20 protein-coding genes are annotated in these 20,366 nt (G+C 48.2%); 5 read left to right on the top strand and 15 right to left on the bottom strand.

The genetic code is table 11. From position 1 onward, the window contains the following. Nucleotides 1-11 precede the first annotated feature (11 nt). From yqeK to spoVAC, 12 genes are all read right to left on the bottom strand, one after another. Nucleotides 12-578, bottom strand: coding sequence for a bis(5'-nucleosyl)-tetraphosphatase (symmetrical) YqeK (gene yqeK / locus Q0V21_RS06030; protein WP_301878052.1), 567 nt, complete (start codon nt 576-578; stop codon nt 12-14). After that, complete coding sequence (locus Q0V21_RS06035) at nt 562-1,152, bottom strand: nicotinate-nucleotide adenylyltransferase (protein ID WP_301878053.1); 591 nt, start codon at nt 1,150-1,152, stop codon at nt 562-564. Before Q0V21_RS06035 ends, yqeK begins: the two co-directional genes overlap by 17 nt. 15 nt (nt 1,153-1,167) lie before the next feature. Further along, complete coding sequence (yhbY, locus tag Q0V21_RS06040; protein ID WP_024628520.1) at nt 1,168-1,461, bottom strand: ribosome assembly RNA-binding protein YhbY; 294 nt, start codon at nt 1,459-1,461, stop codon at nt 1,168-1,170. Nucleotides 1,462-1,740: 279 nt separating this feature from the next. Continuing rightward, nucleotides 1,741-2,604, bottom strand: coding sequence for a shikimate dehydrogenase (gene aroE, locus Q0V21_RS06045; RefSeq protein WP_301878054.1), 864 nt, complete (start codon nt 2,602-2,604; stop codon nt 1,741-1,743). A 41-nt stretch (nt 2,605-2,645) separates the two neighbouring features. Beyond that, on the bottom strand, nt 2,646-3,773 hold the full coding sequence (gene yqeH, locus Q0V21_RS06050) for a ribosome biogenesis GTPase YqeH (protein WP_024628522.1): 1,128 nt from the start codon (nt 3,771-3,773) through the stop codon (nt 2,646-2,648). Beyond that, nucleotides 3,770-4,297 carry a YqeG family HAD IIIA-type phosphatase gene (locus Q0V21_RS06055; protein ID WP_064636329.1) on the bottom strand — a complete coding sequence of 176 codons (528 nt, stop codon included), beginning with the start codon at nt 4,295-4,297 and terminating at the stop codon, nt 3,770-3,772. The genes yqeH and Q0V21_RS06055 overlap by 4 nt, the downstream gene beginning before the upstream one ends. A gap of 109 nt (nt 4,298-4,406) precedes the next feature. Then, nucleotides 4,407-6,620, bottom strand: a complete 2,214-nt coding sequence (locus tag Q0V21_RS06060) for a DUF4129 domain-containing transglutaminase family protein (RefSeq protein WP_301878055.1) — start codon at nt 6,618-6,620, stop codon at nt 4,407-4,409. Then, on the bottom strand, nt 6,617-7,864 hold the full coding sequence (locus tag Q0V21_RS06065; RefSeq protein ID WP_079349685.1) for a DUF58 domain-containing protein: 1,248 nt from the start codon (nt 7,862-7,864) through the stop codon (nt 6,617-6,619). Before Q0V21_RS06065 ends, Q0V21_RS06060 begins: the two co-directional genes overlap by 4 nt. Nucleotides 7,865-7,867: 3 nt before the next feature. Continuing rightward, entirely contained in the window at nt 7,868-8,824 is a 957-nt protein-coding gene (locus Q0V21_RS06070) for an AAA family ATPase (protein ID WP_024628526.1), read from the bottom strand. A 210-nt stretch (nt 8,825-9,034) separates the two neighbouring features. Continuing rightward, a complete protein-coding gene (gene spoVAE, locus Q0V21_RS06075; RefSeq protein WP_053781314.1) occupies nt 9,035-9,385 on the bottom strand; it encodes a stage V sporulation protein AE in 351 nt (116 codons plus the stop codon). A 3-nt stretch (nt 9,386-9,388) separates the two neighbouring features. Continuing rightward, nucleotides 9,389-10,405: a stage V sporulation protein AD gene (spoVAD, locus tag Q0V21_RS06080; protein ID WP_024628528.1), complete on the bottom strand. Its 1,017-nt coding sequence runs from the start codon at nt 10,403-10,405 to the stop codon at nt 9,389-9,391. Beyond that, nucleotides 10,402-10,905, bottom strand: a complete 504-nt coding sequence (gene spoVAC / locus Q0V21_RS06085; protein ID WP_079349687.1) for a stage V sporulation protein AC — start codon at nt 10,903-10,905, stop codon at nt 10,402-10,404. The genes spoVAD and spoVAC overlap by 4 nt, the downstream gene beginning before the upstream one ends. Nucleotides 10,906-11,508: 603 nt before the next feature. Between spoVAC and Q0V21_RS06090 the strand changes: the two genes are divergently transcribed. Beyond that, nucleotides 11,509-12,582 carry a M42 family metallopeptidase gene (locus Q0V21_RS06090; protein ID WP_079349688.1) on the top strand — a complete coding sequence of 358 codons (1,074 nt, stop codon included), beginning with the start codon at nt 11,509-11,511 and terminating at the stop codon, nt 12,580-12,582. Between the two features lie 148 nt (nt 12,583-12,730). Here the strand turns inward: Q0V21_RS06090 and Q0V21_RS06095 are convergent, their stop codons facing one another. Beyond that, nucleotides 12,731-13,438, bottom strand: a complete 708-nt coding sequence (locus Q0V21_RS06095; RefSeq protein WP_079349689.1) for a metal-dependent hydrolase — start codon at nt 13,436-13,438, stop codon at nt 12,731-12,733. A 251-nt stretch (nt 13,439-13,689) separates the two neighbouring features. Between Q0V21_RS06095 and Q0V21_RS06100 the strand changes: the two genes are divergently transcribed. After that, nucleotides 13,690-14,319 (top strand): YfbR-like 5'-deoxynucleotidase, encoded by a 630-nt coding sequence (locus tag Q0V21_RS06100; RefSeq protein ID WP_024628536.1) that lies wholly within the window; start codon nt 13,690-13,692, stop codon nt 14,317-14,319. Between the two features lie 52 nt (nt 14,320-14,371). Here the strand turns inward: Q0V21_RS06100 and Q0V21_RS06105 are convergent, their stop codons facing one another. Further along, nucleotides 14,372-15,124, bottom strand: a complete 753-nt coding sequence (locus Q0V21_RS06105; RefSeq protein WP_301878056.1) for a response regulator transcription factor — start codon at nt 15,122-15,124, stop codon at nt 14,372-14,374. After that, complete coding sequence (locus Q0V21_RS06110; RefSeq protein WP_079349691.1) at nt 15,114-17,015, bottom strand: cache domain-containing sensor histidine kinase; 1,902 nt, start codon at nt 17,013-17,015, stop codon at nt 15,114-15,116. The genes Q0V21_RS06105 and Q0V21_RS06110 overlap by 11 nt, the downstream gene beginning before the upstream one ends. Before the next feature lie 176 nt (nt 17,016-17,191). On the opposite strand from Q0V21_RS06110, the gene Q0V21_RS06115 reads away from it, so the two are divergent. The 3 genes from Q0V21_RS06115 (at nt 17,192) to Q0V21_RS06125 (ending at nt 20,293) form a co-directional block, all read left to right on the top strand. Next, a complete protein-coding gene (locus tag Q0V21_RS06115) occupies nt 17,192-18,493 on the top strand; it encodes an ABC transporter substrate-binding protein (protein ID WP_301878057.1) in 1,302 nt (433 codons plus the stop codon). A 102-nt stretch (nt 18,494-18,595) separates the two neighbouring features. Further along, nucleotides 18,596-19,468 carry a carbohydrate ABC transporter permease gene (locus Q0V21_RS06120; RefSeq protein WP_079349783.1) on the top strand — a complete coding sequence of 291 codons (873 nt, stop codon included), beginning with the start codon at nt 18,596-18,598 and terminating at the stop codon, nt 19,466-19,468. After that, nucleotides 19,469-20,293, top strand: coding sequence for a carbohydrate ABC transporter permease (locus Q0V21_RS06125; protein ID WP_079349693.1), 825 nt, complete (start codon nt 19,469-19,471; stop codon nt 20,291-20,293). Nucleotides 20,294-20,366 lie beyond the last annotated feature (73 nt).

The raw sequence follows: 20,366 nt of genomic DNA on the forward strand, positions 1-20,366 counted from the left end.
CATAATTTAATCTATAATTGTGCAATCAAGTCATTTCGCGACAACATGGTCAAAGGATAAATGACACGGCGCTGCGAGATCAGCAAGCTGATCGTCGAGTCAAAACCGGCAATTAAACCCTCTTCCAGACTATGCTCAGCCTGTTCACGGATATGATCCACTCCCGGGAAGTCTCTCCCAGGCTCAATATAATCCGCCAGACACACCACTTTATCCAGCAGACTCATGCCCACCCGACCTGAGGTATGCCAGCGGATGGCATTAATAATTTCGGCATCACTAATGCCGTAGTCACGCTTTGCAACAAAAGCACCCACTTCGGAATGCCAGAGCTGCTTGTCATGCTGCAAAAGTTCTTCGTTCAATCCATTATCACGGATGACCGCTTCCATCTCCGATACAGGCCAATACTTGGCCACATCATGCAATATCGCTGCCAGATCCGCTTTTACAGGGTCAGCACCATATTTTTCAGCCAGCATTACTGCCGACTCCATGACACCAAGCGTATGCTTCCAACGCTTCTCCGGCATTTGACCGGAAACTGCGCGGATCAGTTCGTCACGGCTTAGTTCCATATAAACCGCTCCTTACAATGTATTGATGGACCGCGTCAGGAATCATAAAGCGCACGGAATGCCCTTTGGAGAAACGTCTGCGTACTGCTGTGGATGATATGTCCACCAAAGGCATCTCAGCCAACAGTACCCGATCCTGTAATACGTCAGGCAGGTCATCCAGATGCAGCTGGAATCCCGGGCGTCCCACACCGATGAAGATCAAACGTTCAGCGAGTTCTTCGATCTGTTCCCACTTGGGAAGATAGTTCACCATATCCGCTCCAACAATGAAGTAAAATTCATGCTCCGGATAACGGTTCCACAGCTCCTTCATCGTATCGATGGTATAGGACACGCCGCCAAGCTCCATCTCGATGCCAAGCACTTCGTAGTGCTGCACATCTTTCACTGCTGCTTCCGTCATTTCAAGACGTTGCTGTCCCGATGCCCCGGTTCCGCGTTTATGAGGAGGAACATGGGATGGCATAAACCAGATTTCATCCAATGCATATGAATCCCTGGCCGCTTCGGCTGCCAGCAGGTGCCCCATGTGGATCGGATCAAACGAACCACCCATGATGCCGATCTTCACCCGTGTCACTCTCCCTTACCTAGGTAGTTCAATTTGTTTGTTGTCACGTGATTCTTTATACAGGATGATGGTGCTACCGATGACTTGCACCAGTTCGCTTCCTGTTTCACGGGCAACTTCTTCCGCGATTTCATTTTTGTCATCCAGATTGTTGTTCAGCACTTGCACTTTCATCAATTCACGCTTCTCAATCGCATCTTCGATATGACGGAACAGGTGCTCATTCGTTCCCCCTTTACCAATTTGAAACACAGGGGTCAGATGATGTGCTTGTGAACGCAAAAAGCGCTTTTGTTTACCGTTTAACATGAATACTCCATACTCCTTATGGTGAGCAAACCTCAGTAACAGTACAATGTCTGTCCGAGGCTTGACCGTTCAATTATATTTTTACATTCATAAAACGAACTAACAAAGTTTACACAGTGTGACTACGATTGCAGTACCATCTTACGATCACTGTTATCCCCAGATTTCTTCATTTCATATTCTAAAGGGGGAAATCCGGGGATAAAGGCGAGCACTTCGTTTCTTCAGATTGGTTCTGCACTCTTCGTCATCGTGTAATCTTATTTTCATTTTACAATATCAAAAACTGTCTAACACAGCTCGTCTCATCGTCTCCACGGGAGCCGGGATGCCGAGCCAGTGCTCGAACGCTACCGCGCCCTGATATATAAACATACCCAGGCCACCGTGCACAGTACATCCACGCTGCCTTGCCTCACGGAGCAGGCGAGTTTCCAATGGATTGTAGATGAGGTCACTTACTGCTGCGCCTGCTCGAATGAGTGCAGGATCAACAGGCACGTCATCTACATGCGGATGCATGCCTGCGGCTGTTGTGTTAATCACAATATCGGCTGAAGCCAGCACCGCAGCGGCTTCTTCCATTCCGCCACCTGTGATATCACCCAGTCCATGGGCCCGCAGATCTGAAGCAAGCGCAACGGCTCTGTCGGCTGTACGGTTAAGAATACTAATCCGATCAGGCTTCTCCAAAGCGAGGGCATAGATCACACCTCTTGCTGCTCCTCCAGCCCCTAGAACAGCGATACGCTTACCTGCGAGTTCCGGAACAGCTTCTTCCTTCAAAGAACGCACATAACCGATGCCATCCGTATTATACCCTGTCAGCTTGCCTTCTTCATTGACAATGGTGTTCACCGCACCAATCAGACGTGCACTTTCATCAATCTCATCAAGATACTGCATGACCTGTTCCTTGTGAGGAATAGTTACATTCACACCACGGTACCCCAGCGCCACTATTCCACGAATGGCTGCTTCCAGCTGCGCGGGATGAACATGCAATGGCATATACATTCCATTCACTCCTGCAGCCTGCAAAGCCGCATTATGCATGGCAGGCGATTTGGAATGTGCAATGGGATCACCCATAACGCCAAGCAGGACAGGGAGTGAAGGATTGGCTTTTTTCTGTTCCGACATACTTCCGCCTCCGATCTGATGAAAATGCTGCTGAGGTTACATTAGATCAAGGATGGACGGATCAGTACACGAATACCTTTTGGAGCATGAACAGCAACAAGCGCCCCATTCTCTCCGTTAACCTTAATCCAGCCCAGGCCGGAAATAAATACATCCGACTGACTGCCACGTTTGATACGGAATTCATGTCTGGTCCACTCAGGCATATCTGCTGCATCTTCACGCGTTGGCGGAGACAGCAATTCACCCAGATGGTCACGGTACAAGTCGTCTGCACGTTCCAGCTTCGTCCGGTGAATATCAAGCGCAGTGCTGATAAAACAAGTGAAGGACTGACGATCCCCCTCCACAAAGTCAAAACGAGCCATGCCGCCAAAGAACAGCGTCTGACCAGAATTTAATTGATAAACAGCAGGTTTAAGCGGTTTTTCAGGCATAATGGCAGCCAGATCCTTACGGGATACGATCTCACTGAAACGCCAAGGGTATACAATTCCCGGTGTATCAATAATAGCTTTTCCATCATCCAGCGGAATATTAACCATATCCAGCGTCGTTCCCGGATAACGGGATGTTGTGAGTTCCTGCTCAAGATCACTGTAGTCACGAATCAGACGGTTAATCAATGTGGATTTACCCACATTCGTACCACCAACCACATATACGTCACGATCTCCGCGATACGTTCCGACTAGCTCAAGCAGTCGATCGAAGCCCTGATTTTGCTTCGCACTGCACAGAACGACATCTACCGTACGCAAACCCTGTTCTTTGGCTTGCTTTTGTACCCAGTTGCGAACCTTGTTCCAGTTGGTTACTTTCGGGAGCAAGTCCGTTTTGTTCACGGCAAGCAATACCGGATTGTTGCCTACAAAACGCTGTAAACCAGAGATGATACTGCCATCAAAGTCAAACAGATCAACGATATGGATGACAAGTGCATCCTTATCCCCGATTTTGCTCAGCAGGGCCAGGAACTCATCCTGATCCACTGTAACGGATGATGACTCATTGTAATTTTTGATACGGAAACAACGCTGGCAAATGACGGGTTCACGATCCAACGCTTTCTCGGGGATGAATCCTGGTAATTCCGGGTTTTCCGTTTGCAGATGCACTCCGCATCCGCTGCACCTTACGGCAATATTGCCGTTATGCGGTTCTGTCATTTCTTCTTTTCCTCCTCAAGCCATAAGCCTTTCTTGCGCAAACTCGTTAGAGCAATCCGTTCCACGCGCCGATTGAAGCGGGTCATGAAGCCTTCATCTCCAATGGAGATCGGCAGCACCAGAACCGTATAGAGTCCCAGCCGATTACCTCCATAGACATCCGTAAGCATCTGATCGCCTACCACAATCGTTTTTTCTGGAGTTAACTCCATCATCTTCATTGCTCTACGAAACGGAACATTCGATGGTTTGCGTGCACTATGCACAAACTGGATATCCAGTGGCGTCGCAAACAGGGATACACGATTCAAATTGTTATTGGACACAATCATGAGTTGGAAACCAGCCTCTTTGACACGTGCGAACCACTCGATCAGTTCGGGCGTGGCGTCAGGAGCTTTGGCCCCAACGAGCGTATTGTCCAGATCAGTTATAATTCCACGGTAGCCTTGAGCGTATAGCTCTTCCAGATTAATGTCAAAAACCGTGTCTACACGCAGCTTGGGCATTAACATTTCAAACAAAGAAGTCACCTCAGTTTCATACGACACACTATATCACAAATCCGTCTTTCCTGAAAATGCATACAGCGCCTGATAGCTTAGGAAAAAAGGAAAAACGGGACGGGCGACATTACGCCCGTTCCGCTTTAAGTTCCTTACGCAGCTTCGAGGCTGTCTGATAGACGGCCTTCCAGTCGTCTGCAGTTACAGACGCAGGGCTATAGCGAGTCTGCTCAAACTTCGCGAGAAGTTCGTACAATGTCTCTGCTGCAGCTGGCTTCGCCTGACTCCAGCGGGTTACCGATTCACGTAGGGTCTCGTCCCCGCTCCGGGTTAATCCTTTGCGCTTCGCATAACGAATCCAGCGCTCAGTCTCTGCCACAACCTTTTGTTCAGGTGTCAGCGGTCCACCTGTCCGCAGTCGAAGCACGAAGAATCGAAGTGAGAGGCGATTCCGCCAGAACATATAAGCCACCCACAATACAATGATGGCTCCCGCAGCCCAGATCACAAAAGCCGGGATGCTGGATGAGGCCTGCTCAGGCGCAGGAGTCTGCTCTTCCTCTTTTACCGGTTCCTCTTCAGGTTGTACTTCAGGCTCATCTACAGGTTGTACATCGGGTTGTTCGGTTAGCAATGGCATATCAAAGCCCGGAGTCGCTTCAACCGGAATCCAGCCATACTCACCAAAATAAACCTCAGCCCAAGAATGCGCATCTGCATTCGTTACGGTGTAGGTCGTCTCGATCTCAGCCCCAGGTTGACGAGGGGCCTGCATGTCCGAATTCAGCGACAGCTGACCAGGCGCGTACCCTTTCACCCAGCGGGCAGGAATGCCTTCGGAGCGCGCCATCATAACCAGCGCAGTCGAGAAATAATCACAATACCCTTCACGAATGTCAAATAAAAATCCTTCGACAAAGTCACTGCTTACTTTTCGGGATAAATCCGGATTGTTTGTGTAATCAAAATTATGTTGTAAATAGTTTTGCAGTAATGCTACTTTTTCATACGGTGTATTTGCCGATGCTGTAATTTCAGCAGCCAGGTCCGTCACCCGATCAGGAAATCGGGATGGCAGCTGCAGGTACATATCATCTGTCGGATTGCTCGTATACAGATCATCAAAAGATTTGGTGCGAAGTTCATCTTCCACAATGACTGGCGCCTCGGATACAATCGTATACGTCTTCGGATATTGCGGCTGCTGGCGGTCTGTAACGACATGCAGTTCTGCCTGCTCCGGATTCCATAACATCCGTTCCGAATTAGCTTCCCCATTGACAGACGTTACTTCCGAAATAGAATAGGCTCCGAAGAGGATCGGATACACGTTGTCATTCAACATCGTCACTTTCTGAGTGACTTGTTTGGTGCTCACATTTCCGGGTTCGTCATTCTCCAGAGCCTGTCCCGCCTCAACATCCTCTGTCGCACTTCGTCCGCGATCATCCCAGCCTGTTCCCGTATACTCAGCGCGTGTCTCCCCACGCCAGTAACTGCGCTCATTGGTGGTGACGGACATGACAGGTGTATAGTCGAAGTTAAATCCTCCGCCAAGCTGGTTGTCTTCCCTGCTGTATCCCGACTCGGTTGCTGCCGGAATGTCCAGTGTTCCATTCCCGGCCTGATTCGTCGAACTTCCGGTATAATTACGCCACGCGGTATACGGGTCCGTCAAGGTAGGAGGAACTTCCGGCATGTTCACACTGGCTACGATAATTAAAGAAAATATGATTGCAATGTTCGCCAGAATTTTGTAAGGATACCGGATAATTCGCTTCCAGCCTTGTGGATATTGCAGTTGAAAATTACGGAAGTGCTGGCATACCAGCCATCCCATTCCCGCAAACATGACCCAGGCAATTTCAATCCAGAGTGGAATCTGGGTAAAGGAATCCAGAATTCCCATCGAAATAATGTTGATGCCCAGAAAAACAAGAATTCGGCGTGTCGTGTTCACCAGGCGAAGGGCAGCTTCAAGCATGACCCATGCGCACAGAGTGAACCAGATGTAAGGCGTCAGATGCATTATGAACTGCTCTGTGCGCTCCGCTAACGTGCCGTAAGGGATATAAACCGTATAATCGATTAATGTCTTATGCAAAATATATAAAAGGACTATCGCCTTGATTATAGTTCGAACCATAATTTTGAAAGGCAGAATCACTTCCAGAATACTTACCGCTGCGAGCGTCCACAGCACTAATGAAGTTGTCTCGGTATACCAGGTTTCCTGTGTAAATGATATCCACTGCATCCCAATCAGGAAAATCCAGAGCAACGAAGCTGCATGATACCAGGATCTTCTCCCCGCTGCCAGCTCTTTGCCTTTAGTACTCATACATTACCTCCCCCCATAACCGTTGGAAGCTCCTGCAAATGGGAAACGGTGAAGGATCTTGTGCCTCTTCCGCGCAGCATCGCATTCCACTCGGAACTCCGGCGGGAATCACTGGGCTCAATTAGAATATGACAAGGAGTCATTCCCCGTGTGTCAGCCCATCGAAGCAGCTCCAGAACTTTTTCATCTTTCTGGGGAGAAATCACTACAAAATAAGCGCCTTGAGGAAACTGACGCGATATCTTCTCGACACCAGGCAGCAAACGATTCTCCTGGCCGTTATATTGGATATCCACCAGATGATGAATCATCTTTTGCCGTTCCAGCGAACTTTCGCTGGGAGCAAAAAATGAAGTCTTCTCCGACAGTGTCAGCAGTCCCATACCCATTCGTTCTCTTGTGCCATACTCCAGGAGGGAAGCAGCCGTGGACACAGCCAGTTCAAAGGCCTCACCATGTTCATAGCTGCCTGCCAGCGCATCCAGCACCAGAATCGTTTTCGGCACAGACTCATGTTCAAATTCCTTGGATTTCCACGCGCCTGTCTTCGCAGTAGCGTTCCAGTGAATCCGGGAAAGACGGTCTCCGTACACATAATCACGCACACCATTGATCTGGGTCGTTTCCCTGCGCGAGCGGGTCAGGGCCGTCTGGGGGCCGGATAACCGCGATTTACGGTCATATAGCTGCCAGTACGGAATAAATACGGTCCGCGGCAGAACCCGGAATTCCCCTTTCGCTTTGAACGTGCCCCGATGCTCCATCAGCCCAAAGATGTCCTCGCTGGCACATTCCGTTTCTGAAAAGACATACTTGCCTCGCTCCAGCGGTGGGGTCTGAAATGACAATTCACCATACCCACGCATGCTCGGAATAAGGCTTTCTTTGAAAGACCAAGATTCGCCGTTATGCCGATGCAGCATTTCACGCACAACCACATAAGGGAGTGGCAAAAATCCCGGGATGCTCAGACTTAACTGCACCTGTACCTGGTCACCGGCATGCAGCAGCTCTTCATGATCCTGACCGGAAGAGAGCTTGCGTACGCCTTGAGTACGCCGTACACCGCTAAAACCAGCAATCGCAAGGTAAAGACAAAGCAGAGTCACCATCGACAGCAACATCAGGGAGGTCTTCCCGCCCTGGAATAAAACATAAGCCAAACAGCACATCCACACCGCCGCGATGCTCCATACGCGAGGGTGGCGTATTCCCCTTCGGACTGTACTCAAAAGCGGCTTCATCAATTATTGCCCCATGGAGACGGGCACACGAACCTGCTGAAGTACGGAATTTAATACAGCTTCGGAGCTCATGCTGTCCAGTCTCGATTCGGGACGCAGCACGATCCGATGAGAGATTACGTAAGGTGCCATCGTTTTCACGTCATCCGGAAGCACGTAGTCACGTTCCTGCAAGAAGGCAAAAGCCTTCACTGCCATCATAAATGAAATGGCTGCCCTTGGGCTGGCGCCAAGCAATACGGATGGATGGGAGCGTGTTTTGCGAACCACGTCAAGCAGATAATCCATGACTGGATCACCGAGGAACACTTCCTTGATTTCCTGTTGAATGGCAGATATCTGATCCATGTGGGTTACGGATTCAAGCCGATCCACAGGCTGACCGGACTGATGCTGTTTCAGTAGCGTTTTCTCGATATCTTTGTCGGGATAACCCAAACTTATTTTCAACATGAACCGGTCCAGCTGCGCTTCCGGCAATGTGTACGTTCCTTCAAAATCGATTGGATTCTGGGTTGCACAGAGCATAAATGGATGGGGCAGATCATACGTATCACCATCTACCGTTACACTCCGCTCCTCCATGACTTCCAGCAATGCAGACTGCGTTTTCGTTGTAGCCCGGTTAATCTCATCTGCCAGCAAAATGTTGGTCATAACCGGACCCGGGCGGAAGTAAAAGCGCTCGTCCCGCGGATGGAAAACGGATACCCCTGTAATGTCACTCGGCAAAATATCAGGATTACATTGAATGCGGCGGTACTCTCCGCGCATGGATTTCGATAACGCTTTAACCAACTGCGTTTTGCCTGTTCCCGGTACGTCTTCAATCAGAACGTGTCCGCCTGCAAGCAAAGCTGTGAGCAAAAGTTGAATTTCAAAGGATTTCCCCATTATGCATGATTCCAGATTAGAACGAACTGCTGATATGATTTGGATCGACTCTTTGCGCACAGGCATGTGGTCTAACCTCCTAAAAAAGCATACAGATTTCCTTTTATTGTACATGATCCACGGGCGCGAGTACACTCGAAGGAACTCATATTTTGTTTCCATCCGTCAGATTCACCGCAGTTATCGCATGATTACGACAAAAAGAGGCCCGGATAGAAGTTATCCGAAGCCTCTGCTGGATCCTTATATAATGTTTAGCTCTGCATGCTTTGTTTGTTATCCTTTGGGTCGAACCACTAATGCCGCGAGAAAAGAAAAGATAATCGCTGAGGAAATACCCGCCGCGGTCAAATCGAATATCCCCGTAATAACACCGATCCATCCCTCTTTCTCCAGCTCCGTCAATGCCCCGTGCACAAGGGAGTTACCAAAACTGGTAATGGGAATGGAGGCTCCCGCCCCAGCGAATTTGACGAGTGGATCATATAGTCCAAACGCATCCGCAACCGCACCGGCCACAACAAGTGTACTCATCGTATGTGCAGGAGTCAGCTTGACACCATCCATCAGAAGCTGTCCCACAACACAGATCAACCCGCCAACAATAAATGCCCACAAAAACTGCATCCTTTATCCCTCCTTTTCTATGGCTACGGCATGCGCAATACAAGGAATGCTCTCGCCCTGCTGGTATGAAAGTGGGGACAATAATGCACCAGTAGCAACAACCAATACCTTATTGAGTTCACCCTTTTGCATCCGGTTCAAAATATGACCGTAGGTCACGGTCGCTGAACATCCGCAGCCGCTGCCCCCAGCCACAACCTGAGGCTGCTTTTCCAGGTTATATATCATCAGGCCACAATCATTGAAGACCGTTTGTTCCATCGGAACACCCTCTTTATGCAAAAGCTCCTTAACGATGGGCAATCCTACCGATGCAAGATCACCTGTAACAATCAGATCATAATAACCGGGTTCCAGGCCCGTATCCCGGAAATGCGAAACAATGGTATCTGCTGCCGCAGGAGCCATTGCAGCCCCCATGTTAAACGGATCTTTAATGCCCATATCCATAATTCGGCCAATTGTCGCTTTGGTGACTACAGGGCCTTGACCCGTGCGGGATATCACACTGCAACCCGACCCCGTAACAGTATACTGCGCATATGGCGGCTTCTGAGAACCGTACTCTGTTGGATAACGAAATTGCTTTTCCACCGTACAATTATGACTCACCGTACCTGCTAGTACATAATCCCCTGCACCAGAATCCACTATGAGTGAGGCCAGAGCCAAGGTCTCCATTGAGGTTGAACAGGCACCAAATACCCCCAGATAGGGTACACCCAACTTGCGGGCAGAAAAAGAACTGCTGATAATCTGGTTCATCAGATCTCCGCCAACAAAGAATTGAAGCTCTTCCTTCGTGATATTGGCATTGATCAAAGCCATTTGAGAGGCCTGTTCAAGGAGCTTGCGCTCTGCCTTTTCCCAGGTTTTCTCCCCAATCTCCAAATTGTCATATACATAATCAAAATCAGATGCAAGAGGCCCTTGGCCTTCATCCGGCCCTCCGACTGCTGACCTGCCGATAATGCGTGGACGGTTCTCAAATTGCCAGGTTTGTTGGCCCAAGCGTTTCATAGATGTCCACCTCCGAAGCCGAGAATGGCATACACGATCCCCACGATGAAGGCAGCAACGACACCAAACACGATGACCGAGCCTGCCAGTTTGAACATGTTCGCACCGACACCAAGTACCAGCCCTTCGGCACGATGCTCTAGTGCTGCCGAGCACATGGAGTTGGCAAACCCGGTGACAGGGACAGCCGTCCCGGCCCCAGCCCATTGCGCCATTTTATCGTAGACACCCAAACAAGTCAGAATGACTGAAATGAGAATCATGACCGCAACGGTTGGACTGGCAGCTTCCTTGGATGTCATGTGGAACCCGGCCATAAACGCTTCCTGGATAGCCTGTCCAATGACGCAGATGAATCCGCCGACGAAGAATGCTTTAATACAGTTCGCCCAGATTGGACGGGCAGGCTCGTGTTTTTTGGCGACTTTTTTATATTCCTGTTCACTGATGGACAGGGATGATGATGATTTTTTTCCACTACCCTTAGATTGAGCTGGCAATATACAGAACCTCCCTTAGTGAAAATGAGTCAACTGATGTGACTGCATGTACTGTGTGTAATCCTGTATTCATTGTTTGTTAAGGTTGGGAAAGTTATGTATCCGGCGGAAGACAGCATTTGTTTCCAGCAGATGAAGCAGCCGAATCAGATGAGTCGCTCAGCGCCGGATCAGAGGTCAGATGAAATTTATAAATAAAGCAGAATGATCACGAGCAAAATAAAAAGGACGATACAAAGGATGGTTTCATTGCCTTCATCGGGTGGAATCATCTATTGTCCAAGCTCCTTCCTGTTGTTAGGCAAGTGAAATGACGGGTTTATTAAAAATAAAGGTTAAGCAAAACTGTTCCTCACTATATGCATATTCATTGCAACAGCCTCGCGACTGTGTTTGGTGCGGATTTAATAGCCCGATGAAGCATCAAACGCACAATCATTCATGCCTGAGATACGTGACATAACCATGGACAATTACTTGCGCAAGGTTCATACTGTAGTGTGACCAGTGGTTAAATAAACGTTCTTCTCTTTCGAAGGACAACAGTCCGGCAGCCGTTCTGCTGAGACCTGATCTACATACAAGCAGAGGAGTTGTCGACACATGAATCAAAAAACGTTGGAAATGTTTCGAACGTTGACGGAATTCCCTTCCGTTTCCGGGTTTGAACGCGAGCTTCGCGGATGGATGAAGGAACAAATGTCTCCCTATACAGATGAATTTGTCCAGGATCGGTTGGGCAGCCTTTTTGGCGTGTTGCGAGGAGAGGCGTCCGGACCCAAAGTCATGGTTGCAGGTCACTTCGACGAAGTTGGTTTCATGACTACAGGCATTACGGAAACAGGCATGATCAAATTCCGTCCACTCGGTGGATGGTGGAGTCAGGCTGTACTGTCTCAACGTCTGGAACTCATCACTCCGGAACGCCGAATTCCCGGGGTTGTCGGTTCAACACCTACTCATTTACTCGATGAATCCCAGCGTAATAAACCGGTTGATCTCAACCATATGTACTTGGATATTGGGGCGGATAACCGTGCAGAAGCAGAATCTTGGGGCATTCATCCGGGTATGCAGATCGTGCCGATCTGTGAGTTCACACCGATGGCCAATCCGAAGAAAATTATGGCAAAGGCTTGGGATAACCGTTACGGAGTAGGGCTTGCACTTGAGCTGGTTGAAGCACTACATAAGGAAAAGTTGCCAAACACCCTCTATTGCGGTGCAACCGTTCAAGAGGAATTGGGACTCCGTGGTGCACGCACGGCTGCCAATCTGATTGAGCCGGATATTTTCTTTGCACTGGACTGCAGTGCCGCGAATGATATGACCGGAGATAAACAATCATTCGGACATATTGGTCAGGGGGCCCTGCTGCGCATCTTCGATCCGGGCATGTTCACCCATCGCGGTATTGTTGAATATGTTCAGGACACAGCATCATCCAATCAGATCAAAATGCAATATTTCATCTCTCCTGGGGGTACAGATGCCGGAGCGGTTCATCTGAGCGGAATCGGTGTGCCTTCAACGGTAATTGGCATCTGCGCACGTTACATTCATACATCCTCTTCCATTATTCATACGGATGACTATGATGCAGCAAAAGAGTTGCTCGTGAAGCTGGTGAAGGGTCTGGATCAGACAACACTGAACACAATAATCGAAAACGCATAACTACCATTAAGAGATGCCCTAATTTTAAGGGCATCTTTTTTATGTTCAGAACAGGACATTCGTTTCAATCATCAGGTTAAGGTGCGAAGTAGAAATGAATAGTAAAATGCCAGCCCTGCAGAAGCAAAGACTGGCATGATTTGGTGGTTTACAGAAATAAAGGCGAAAACGCAATCCAGGCCAAAATAAGTGCCAGCACAATGCAGACATTCTCCACAACAGCCCCATGTTTCGTACCTGTACTCATGAGATTGAACCGTATACGCCACTTGAGTGGCGGCAATGGACGAATACCCCGATTCGTCAACGAATCAGCCAGCAGATGCATGGCATATGCCGTACCTCCAGCTACCCAGATCTCAGGCCCCTGCAAATGAGTCGTACTGTAGAGCAATCCTGCCCATACGGCGGTTCCATAGAGGGAATGCGTCAATCCCCGGTGAGTTAGCGTCGTGCACAGCATTAACAGACTGCCCGCGATCAGATTCCATGGTGCAAATGCATGGCCATAGAATACGAGTCCTAATCCAATCGCAAACATCAACACTTTGCGCAGCGAACGGGACGGCAGGAAAGATACCATCGCAATCAGAATGGCAAGCAGCAGATTCCATGGTTTCGCCTGAACATAGAAGTACACAAATACAGCGACAGGCAGCAGGATGGTCTGCAGCAGTCGAATCAGGCTGTTCGGCAATGCCTTGGATACCAATAGCGAATTCGGTTCATCGATGTCTGGCAGCAGCGAACCGATCAGGGCCACAGTAACCGCCGGTGCAGTCACAGGCATACCTGCCAATTGCAGAACAGAGAGGGATACAGTGGTCCCAATAATGAGGTGGGATCTTCCCATCATGATGCAAAAACTTCCTTTCGAAGAAATAGGGAACATAAACCGTCCACTCCAGATATTACAACGAAAACAATATAAGAACAATAGTTCGCATTTCTCATTTCATCCATTCAAACTGTGGAATTACCTCTGTATCTATGGGCAGACTATCATCTGAACGGATTTTTACCTTTACGCCAAACGACGTTAATCTTGTCTTAACATCTCTGGTGTATAGTCGGTTCATACCCAAACAACAAAGGATGATTACTTATATGGGAATTCATACGTACTTCAGGTCACTCAACGATCTTGAACGCATCATTCGTACCCCGGGAAAATTCAAATTCGAGGAACACAGCGTATCCGCTCACTCATGGAAAGTCGTGCAGTATGCCAAAACACTTGCCGATATTGAGGAACAGCATGGGGTCGCTATTGATTGGAAAAAACTTTACGAAATCACCAGCAGTCATGATTATGGCGAAATCTTCATCGGTGATATCAAAACACCAGTCAAACATTATTCACTGGAGCTTCGTTCCATGCTGCAGCAGGTGGAAGAAGGTATGGTTGCGCATTTTATTAACGAAAATATTCCTGAGGAATTCCAGCCCATATTCCGCAGACAGCTGCGTGAAGGCAAAGACAACTCGGTTGAAGGACTTATTCTGGAAGTAGCCGACAAAATGGATCAGGTGTACGAAGCGTTTGCTGAACTGCAGCGTGGCAATACCGAAAAGGAATTTATCGTCATGTATCGATATGCCCTGATCAAAATCAAAAATATTGATCTCCACTGTGTACACTATTTCCTCGAACATATTCTCCCCGACATCATAGAGGAAGGCAACCGCTCCCCATTCGATATCCGCCAAATCACGGAAGATGCTTTGTCACAATAATCAGCTCCAGTCATCGTGGTTCTTCAAGAACCATGGACAGGGCTTTTTTTCGTTATTGCAGCTGTTGGCGATACTCGCTGGGATACAGTCCTGTCTTGTTTTTGAAAATACGGCTAAAATAATGGGAATCGCTATATCCCACCGCTTTGCCTACAGCCTTGATATCCATTTCTTTAAAGGTCGCTAGCATGCGCTTTGCTTCGTTGATTCGAAGCCCTGTCATGTATTTGAGCGGGGTTTCACCCGTCACCTTTTTGAAACACTTCCCCAGGTAATCCACGCTGAAATGCATCTGTCCTGCCATGTCTTGCAACGTAATTTCATGCATATAATTCTGTTTCAAATACAGCTTGACTGCCTCTGCAATATCCTCCGGCTTCACCTGTTCATCCAGCATTGCACTAACATGTGCCAGTGAGTCTCCTGCACTGCCGAGCTTTAATTCCATCGCATCCAGCAGCGTCCGAAGCTGTCCTTCCGTGAGGGGTTTAAGCAGATAATCCTCCACCTTGTAACTGATCGCCTGACGAGCATATTCAAACTCATGGTGACCGCTCAGGATCACGATCTTGACATGCGGATAGGCAAAATACAGATGCTTCGCCAGTTCCAGCCCATTCATGACGGGCATCTGAATATCGGTAACAACCAGATCAGGCACTGTATGTTCAATCAGTTCCAATGCTTCCTGTCCATTCCTTGCTTCACCTATAACCTCAAACCGTGTGCTCAGCTCGCTGAATTTCCGGGATACATTGCGCCGAATTAACGCCTCATCCTCCACAATAATGGTTCTATATGTCATGACCATGAGACTCACTGTGCCCCTTTCGAATGGAACCGCCAATCGTGATGCTGACCCCGCCAGAAGAATGATTTGTAATATGCATAAGAGCCGCAGAACCATACCATAATTTGAGCCTGATCCAGATGTTTTTCAAGCCCATACCGTTAATCTCAAGTTCCGGCATACGCTCCCATTCCTGTGATTGTTGTATGTACTGCTGGATGAGCATAAGTGCCTCGGGTTCCATGCCCGGGCCGTTATCTTCGACAGTGATGCGCCATGTTTCCTGCATACTGTCCAGCTCTCCAATGATATGCAGCTTCCAGGGCGGATTATCACGCAGTCCATATTTCATGGCATTTTCCAGCAAAGGCTGAATCAGCAGCATGGGAACCTGAAGGCTTTTCATCGAGTCAGGAACATGGAATTCGTAAAGCAGATCATCTTCGAACCGAATTTTCATACACTCCAAATACCGTTCGCAATAGTCAATTTCTTTTTCCAACGGAACACCGTTTTTGTTCGGAGCCGAGATGTAACGCAGCATGGATGCGATGTGACCGCAGAACACAACGATCTGTTCATTCATGCCCTCCTCTGCCATAATGCTGATGTTCGTAATGTTGTTATAGAGAAAGTGAGGATTCATCTGAGACTGCAACGCCAGCAACCTGGCATCCGTTTCCTGGGATTTGACCGCCAGCATGTCCTGGAAGGACTGCACAAGCTGTTGATTCAATTGGATAAACGTATCATTCAGCTCATCCATCTCACGGATGGAACCCGGATATTCCAGCTTGAACAACTGACCAGAGTCCTGGCCTGTAGTCAGATCATGGACACCTGTTTTCTGAATAATACGCTGCAAACGATGGAGCGGCAAAGTAACGCGTTTGGATATCAGATATGAGAGGAGCAGAATAAGCATCAAGGTCACTAAAGTAGCCCCTATGAACAGAAGAGCCGTGCGATTCAAATTTGCGAAAAGGGATTGTTTGGACTGCATGACGATAACTGTCCATCCCGTTTCTTGGGAGGTGGTGTAGGTCATCATTTGCTTCGAATTCCCATTGGGAGCTACCACTTCCTGCATCGTTCCTGAGGGATAGAGATTGTTCCCAATCAAGTTTACAACGTCGGAATCTATTGCCTTTAACTGCTGCTCATGGGACAAAAAAGGATATAAAATCTCATTTCGTTCATTCACTACATACACGCTCAGTTCTTCGTTTCCGGCTTGCACATCGTTCAAATGCTGGAACAGGGTTCCGGCATCCTGCAAAATTTCGACGACTCCTTGCGAGACATAATTCCCATCCTTATACACCCGGGTAAGGGAGAGATATCGTTTGCCTGATTCCCCCTGCCCTGTTGGCATCGGTAAAGTTCCACCATCCAGTACACTTATGACACGCCAGCCATTGCGCGTCCACGTTTCCTCGTACCACGGTCTTTGGGTCAAATCTACCGACAGCTGTCCATTGAACGCGCCCGCACCCAGCATGTTACCGTTCACATCATAGATATTGGCTTGTTTGGCTGTGTTGGAACTGCTAATAATCGCCAGAATGACATCAATCAGTGTCGTTGTATCCTTGTAAAATGCCGGGTCACTGGCCAGCGTCTGTTCCTTGTCTTCCGCTGGAGATAAATAGTGACTGAAATGCTCCTTGACCAGGTTGGAATATACGATGTTCATGGAGAAATTGTTCATTTTGACGATTTCCTGATCCAGATTGCCCACCATCGAGTTTCCCAGCTGTTTCTGCTGTTCAGCGCTGCGATTACGAATGTCATTGGCAAGAAAAACATATAAGAGGCTTGCCACAATCAGTGAAAAAACAATGAATACCGCAGAGTAGTAGGCAAACAGGCTTTGCTGAAGCGTCCTGAATCGGTACTTAACCATTTCACACCTCGTTATAGGTTGATATCTTGCAACTTACTCGAAAATGTCCACCCAACAGGACGTTTTTGTCTATTGAGCGCATTCTTCCTTCCGCGTAAAGTTATCCACATAAGAATACGCTTACATAAAGCGTTTCTGCAAGAGCCAATATTCTTTATTCCTTGGGAGGTTCATTGATGAGAAAACGATTTCTATTATCCCTTGTAGGTGTACTGTTGCTGTCCAGCCTGCTTCTTGCCGGGTGCAGCACCAGTGAAAATTCTGAAGGCACAGGCAAGGTTACGCTAACCTTCGGAACAAGCCAGAGCGGCATTCCACGTACGGGAATCATGCAGACGATGGCGAAGGAGTATGAGCAGGAAACGGGTGTGAAAATTGACTTTCAGGTGGTCCCTGACGCCCAGTGGCGCGACCTGATTAAGGTCAAGCTCGCTTCTGGTGAAGCACCCGATATTTTTAATGTGGATGTAGACCCGCTTAGCATGCTGGCCAATGTTAGACCGGAGGAAAATGCCATCGATCTGACCAATGAGGAATTTACAGGACGCATGTCCGAGGAGATTTTGCCAACGGTTAGCCATAACGACAAGGTGTACGGGGTTTCTTTTGCACCATCGAAAATATGGTATGTGTACTATAACAAACGCATCTTCGAAGAGCTTGGCATTGAGCCGCCAACATCCTACGCCGAGTTCAAAGCGATCAGCCAGAAAATCAAGGACAAGGACATCATTCCGTTCTATCAGGCGCCTGCCAGCGGATGGTACCAGGTGCTGCCATTGTTCGAAACCGGACCGAACTATGAGCAGGCTTCGCCGGGAACGTACGAGAAGCTAAACAACAATGAGATGAACGTCGCGGATTTGACGCAGCTCAAAACGGTCATTGAACAGCTGAAGGAGTTTGCGGACCTTGGTTACTTCGGCAAGGATTTTCTATCCAATACAGTGGAGGCTGGGATTGAAGCCTTTGGTCAGGAGAAGGCAGCTATGCTGCTCCGGGTTCCGGGTACCGAAAAGGAAGTATCCGAAGCTTATCCAGACATGAAAGACAATATGGGATTTTTCGTAATGCCATGGGGTGATAATCAGACCATTGGTGTGAACCCGGGTGGTTCGGCTGCGATGTTTGGCAACAAAAACAGCAAGCACCCGGAAGAGGTGTTAAAGTTTTTCCGCTGGATCACCGAGCATGACCATCTGCAGCGTGTATTTGATGGCGGAGAAGGCAACCTGACCATCTGCTGGCCGGAAATTGAACCGAAGCTGACACAAGATTACATCGATTATGAGAAAACTCATGAGAAAGGTACGGTCATGCAGGCAGCTGTGAAGTACATTGATCCGCAATGGATGGATATCGGCAAGGACCTTTCCGGCATGTTCGCCGGAGCGATGACCCCTGATCAGATTCTTCAAAATATTGACAAACGCCGAGCCGAACAGGCCAAGGTACTGAAAGATGAAGCCTGGCAATAACAACGCATATCCCGGCAAACTTATGAAGCTGACCACCATTGACATGCAGCGAGGCTACCCTCGCTCATGCCATTCTGGCAGGAAGGACGGTTGGTACAACTTATGAATGCAAACAAAATCTATCCCTGGTATTTCTCCTCCGGAGCGATTGTGCTGTATGTGCTGTTCATTGTCGCTCCCGCCCTGCTGGGCATTTATTATTCCTTCACCGACTGGAACAGCTACAGTTCAGAGAAGAACTTTGTTGGACTTGAGCATTTCCGCACCATTCTGGCGGGTGATCCAACGTATTTACTTTTTATCAAGAATACTGTTCTGTTCACCCTGATTACATCCATCGCCAAAACCGTACTGGGCTTGTTCCTGGCTCTGCTGCTGGTCAGCGGTGTAAAGGCCGCCAATCTGCACCGGATGATCATATTTTCACCCCAAGTACTGTCATTCCTGATTGTCGGCCTGGTTTTCAAAAGCCTGCTCGATCCCAACAACGGCTTCGTTAACGTGACGCTACGTTCGCTGGGGCTGGACGTTCTGGCGCAAAACTGGCTAGGTTCCCTGACCTGGGCGATGCCATCCATTATGGCGGTGGACACGTGGAAAGGCATGGGATACATTATGGTGCTGTTCATTGCCGGACTGCTCGCCATTCCTCGCGATTATTACGAAGCGGCATCGATTGACGGTGCCAGCTTCTGGCAGAAGCTGTTTCGAATCACGATTCCGATGCTTATGCCTACAATCACGATCGCCACGGTGCTCAATATTACGTACGGGCTGCGGGTATTTGATGCGGTATATGTACTAACCAATGGAGGGCCAGGCAACGCGACAGATGTGATTAACACAGCAGTGTATTCCTCTTTTGCCAAAGGTTATTGGGGACTCGGCAGTGCATTATCCACGATTCTGTTTGTCATTATGGCGATCATCTCCTTCTTCATCATCCGTTTGATGAACCGAAAGGTGGAATACTAGATGCGAATGAAGAAACGGCTGGTTTCCATCGGGTTGAATATACTCGCCTGGCTGCTTAGCCTGGTGGTACTGATTCCTTTTGTCGTCATTGTACTGAATTCATTCAAATCCGATGCCGAAGCCAAAGTGCTGAAACTGACGCTTCCCGAAAAGTTTATCTTTGAAAATTATAGAATCGTCTATGAGCAGGGACACTTGGGTGGTTCCTTTTTCAACAGTCTGCTGCATTCAACTGCTTCTTCCCTGCTACTGGTGTTTGTTGTGGCGTTCTCGGCCTTCACTCTGTCGCGTAATTATTCGAAGCTAAGCAAGTTCCTGTACTTCTTTCTCATTCTGGGCATTACACTGCCCCTAAACTATATTCCATTAATGGAGGTCATGAAGTCGCTGGGCATGATTAATTCGCATGTGGGCATGATTCTGCTCTATACAGCTATGGGCATTCCGATCTCGCTATTTATAACGTATGCGTTTGTATCCAATATTCCGAAAGAACTGGATGAAGCGGCAATTATGGACGGATGCAACGGGTTCAAGCTGTTTCTCCGAATTATTGTGCCTTTGTTAACCTCGGTACTGGTTACGGTTTTTGTTCTTAATTTCCTGAGCGTCTGGAATGAGTTTACCGCACCACTCTACATGCTCAATACCGTCGAGATGTGGCCGATGACACTCGCTGTATATAACTTCTTCGGACAATTCAGTGCTCAGTGGAATCTGGTCAGTGCGGATATCGTGCTTACCTCCCTGCCTGTGTTGATTGTGTTCCTGATTGGGCAAAAATATATTGTTGGCGGATTGACTTCCGGGGCTGTTAAAGGTTGAGACATGTCCGAAATGTAAACTCATTCACTAACTGCTTCTAAATTTATAATTGACATCAGGTTTATTTGTAACT

Source organism: Paenibacillus sp. 11B (assembly GCF_030487755.1).
In the GTDB taxonomy this organism is placed as follows: Bacteria; Bacillota; Bacilli; order Paenibacillales; family Paenibacillaceae; genus Paenibacillus; species Paenibacillus vandeheii.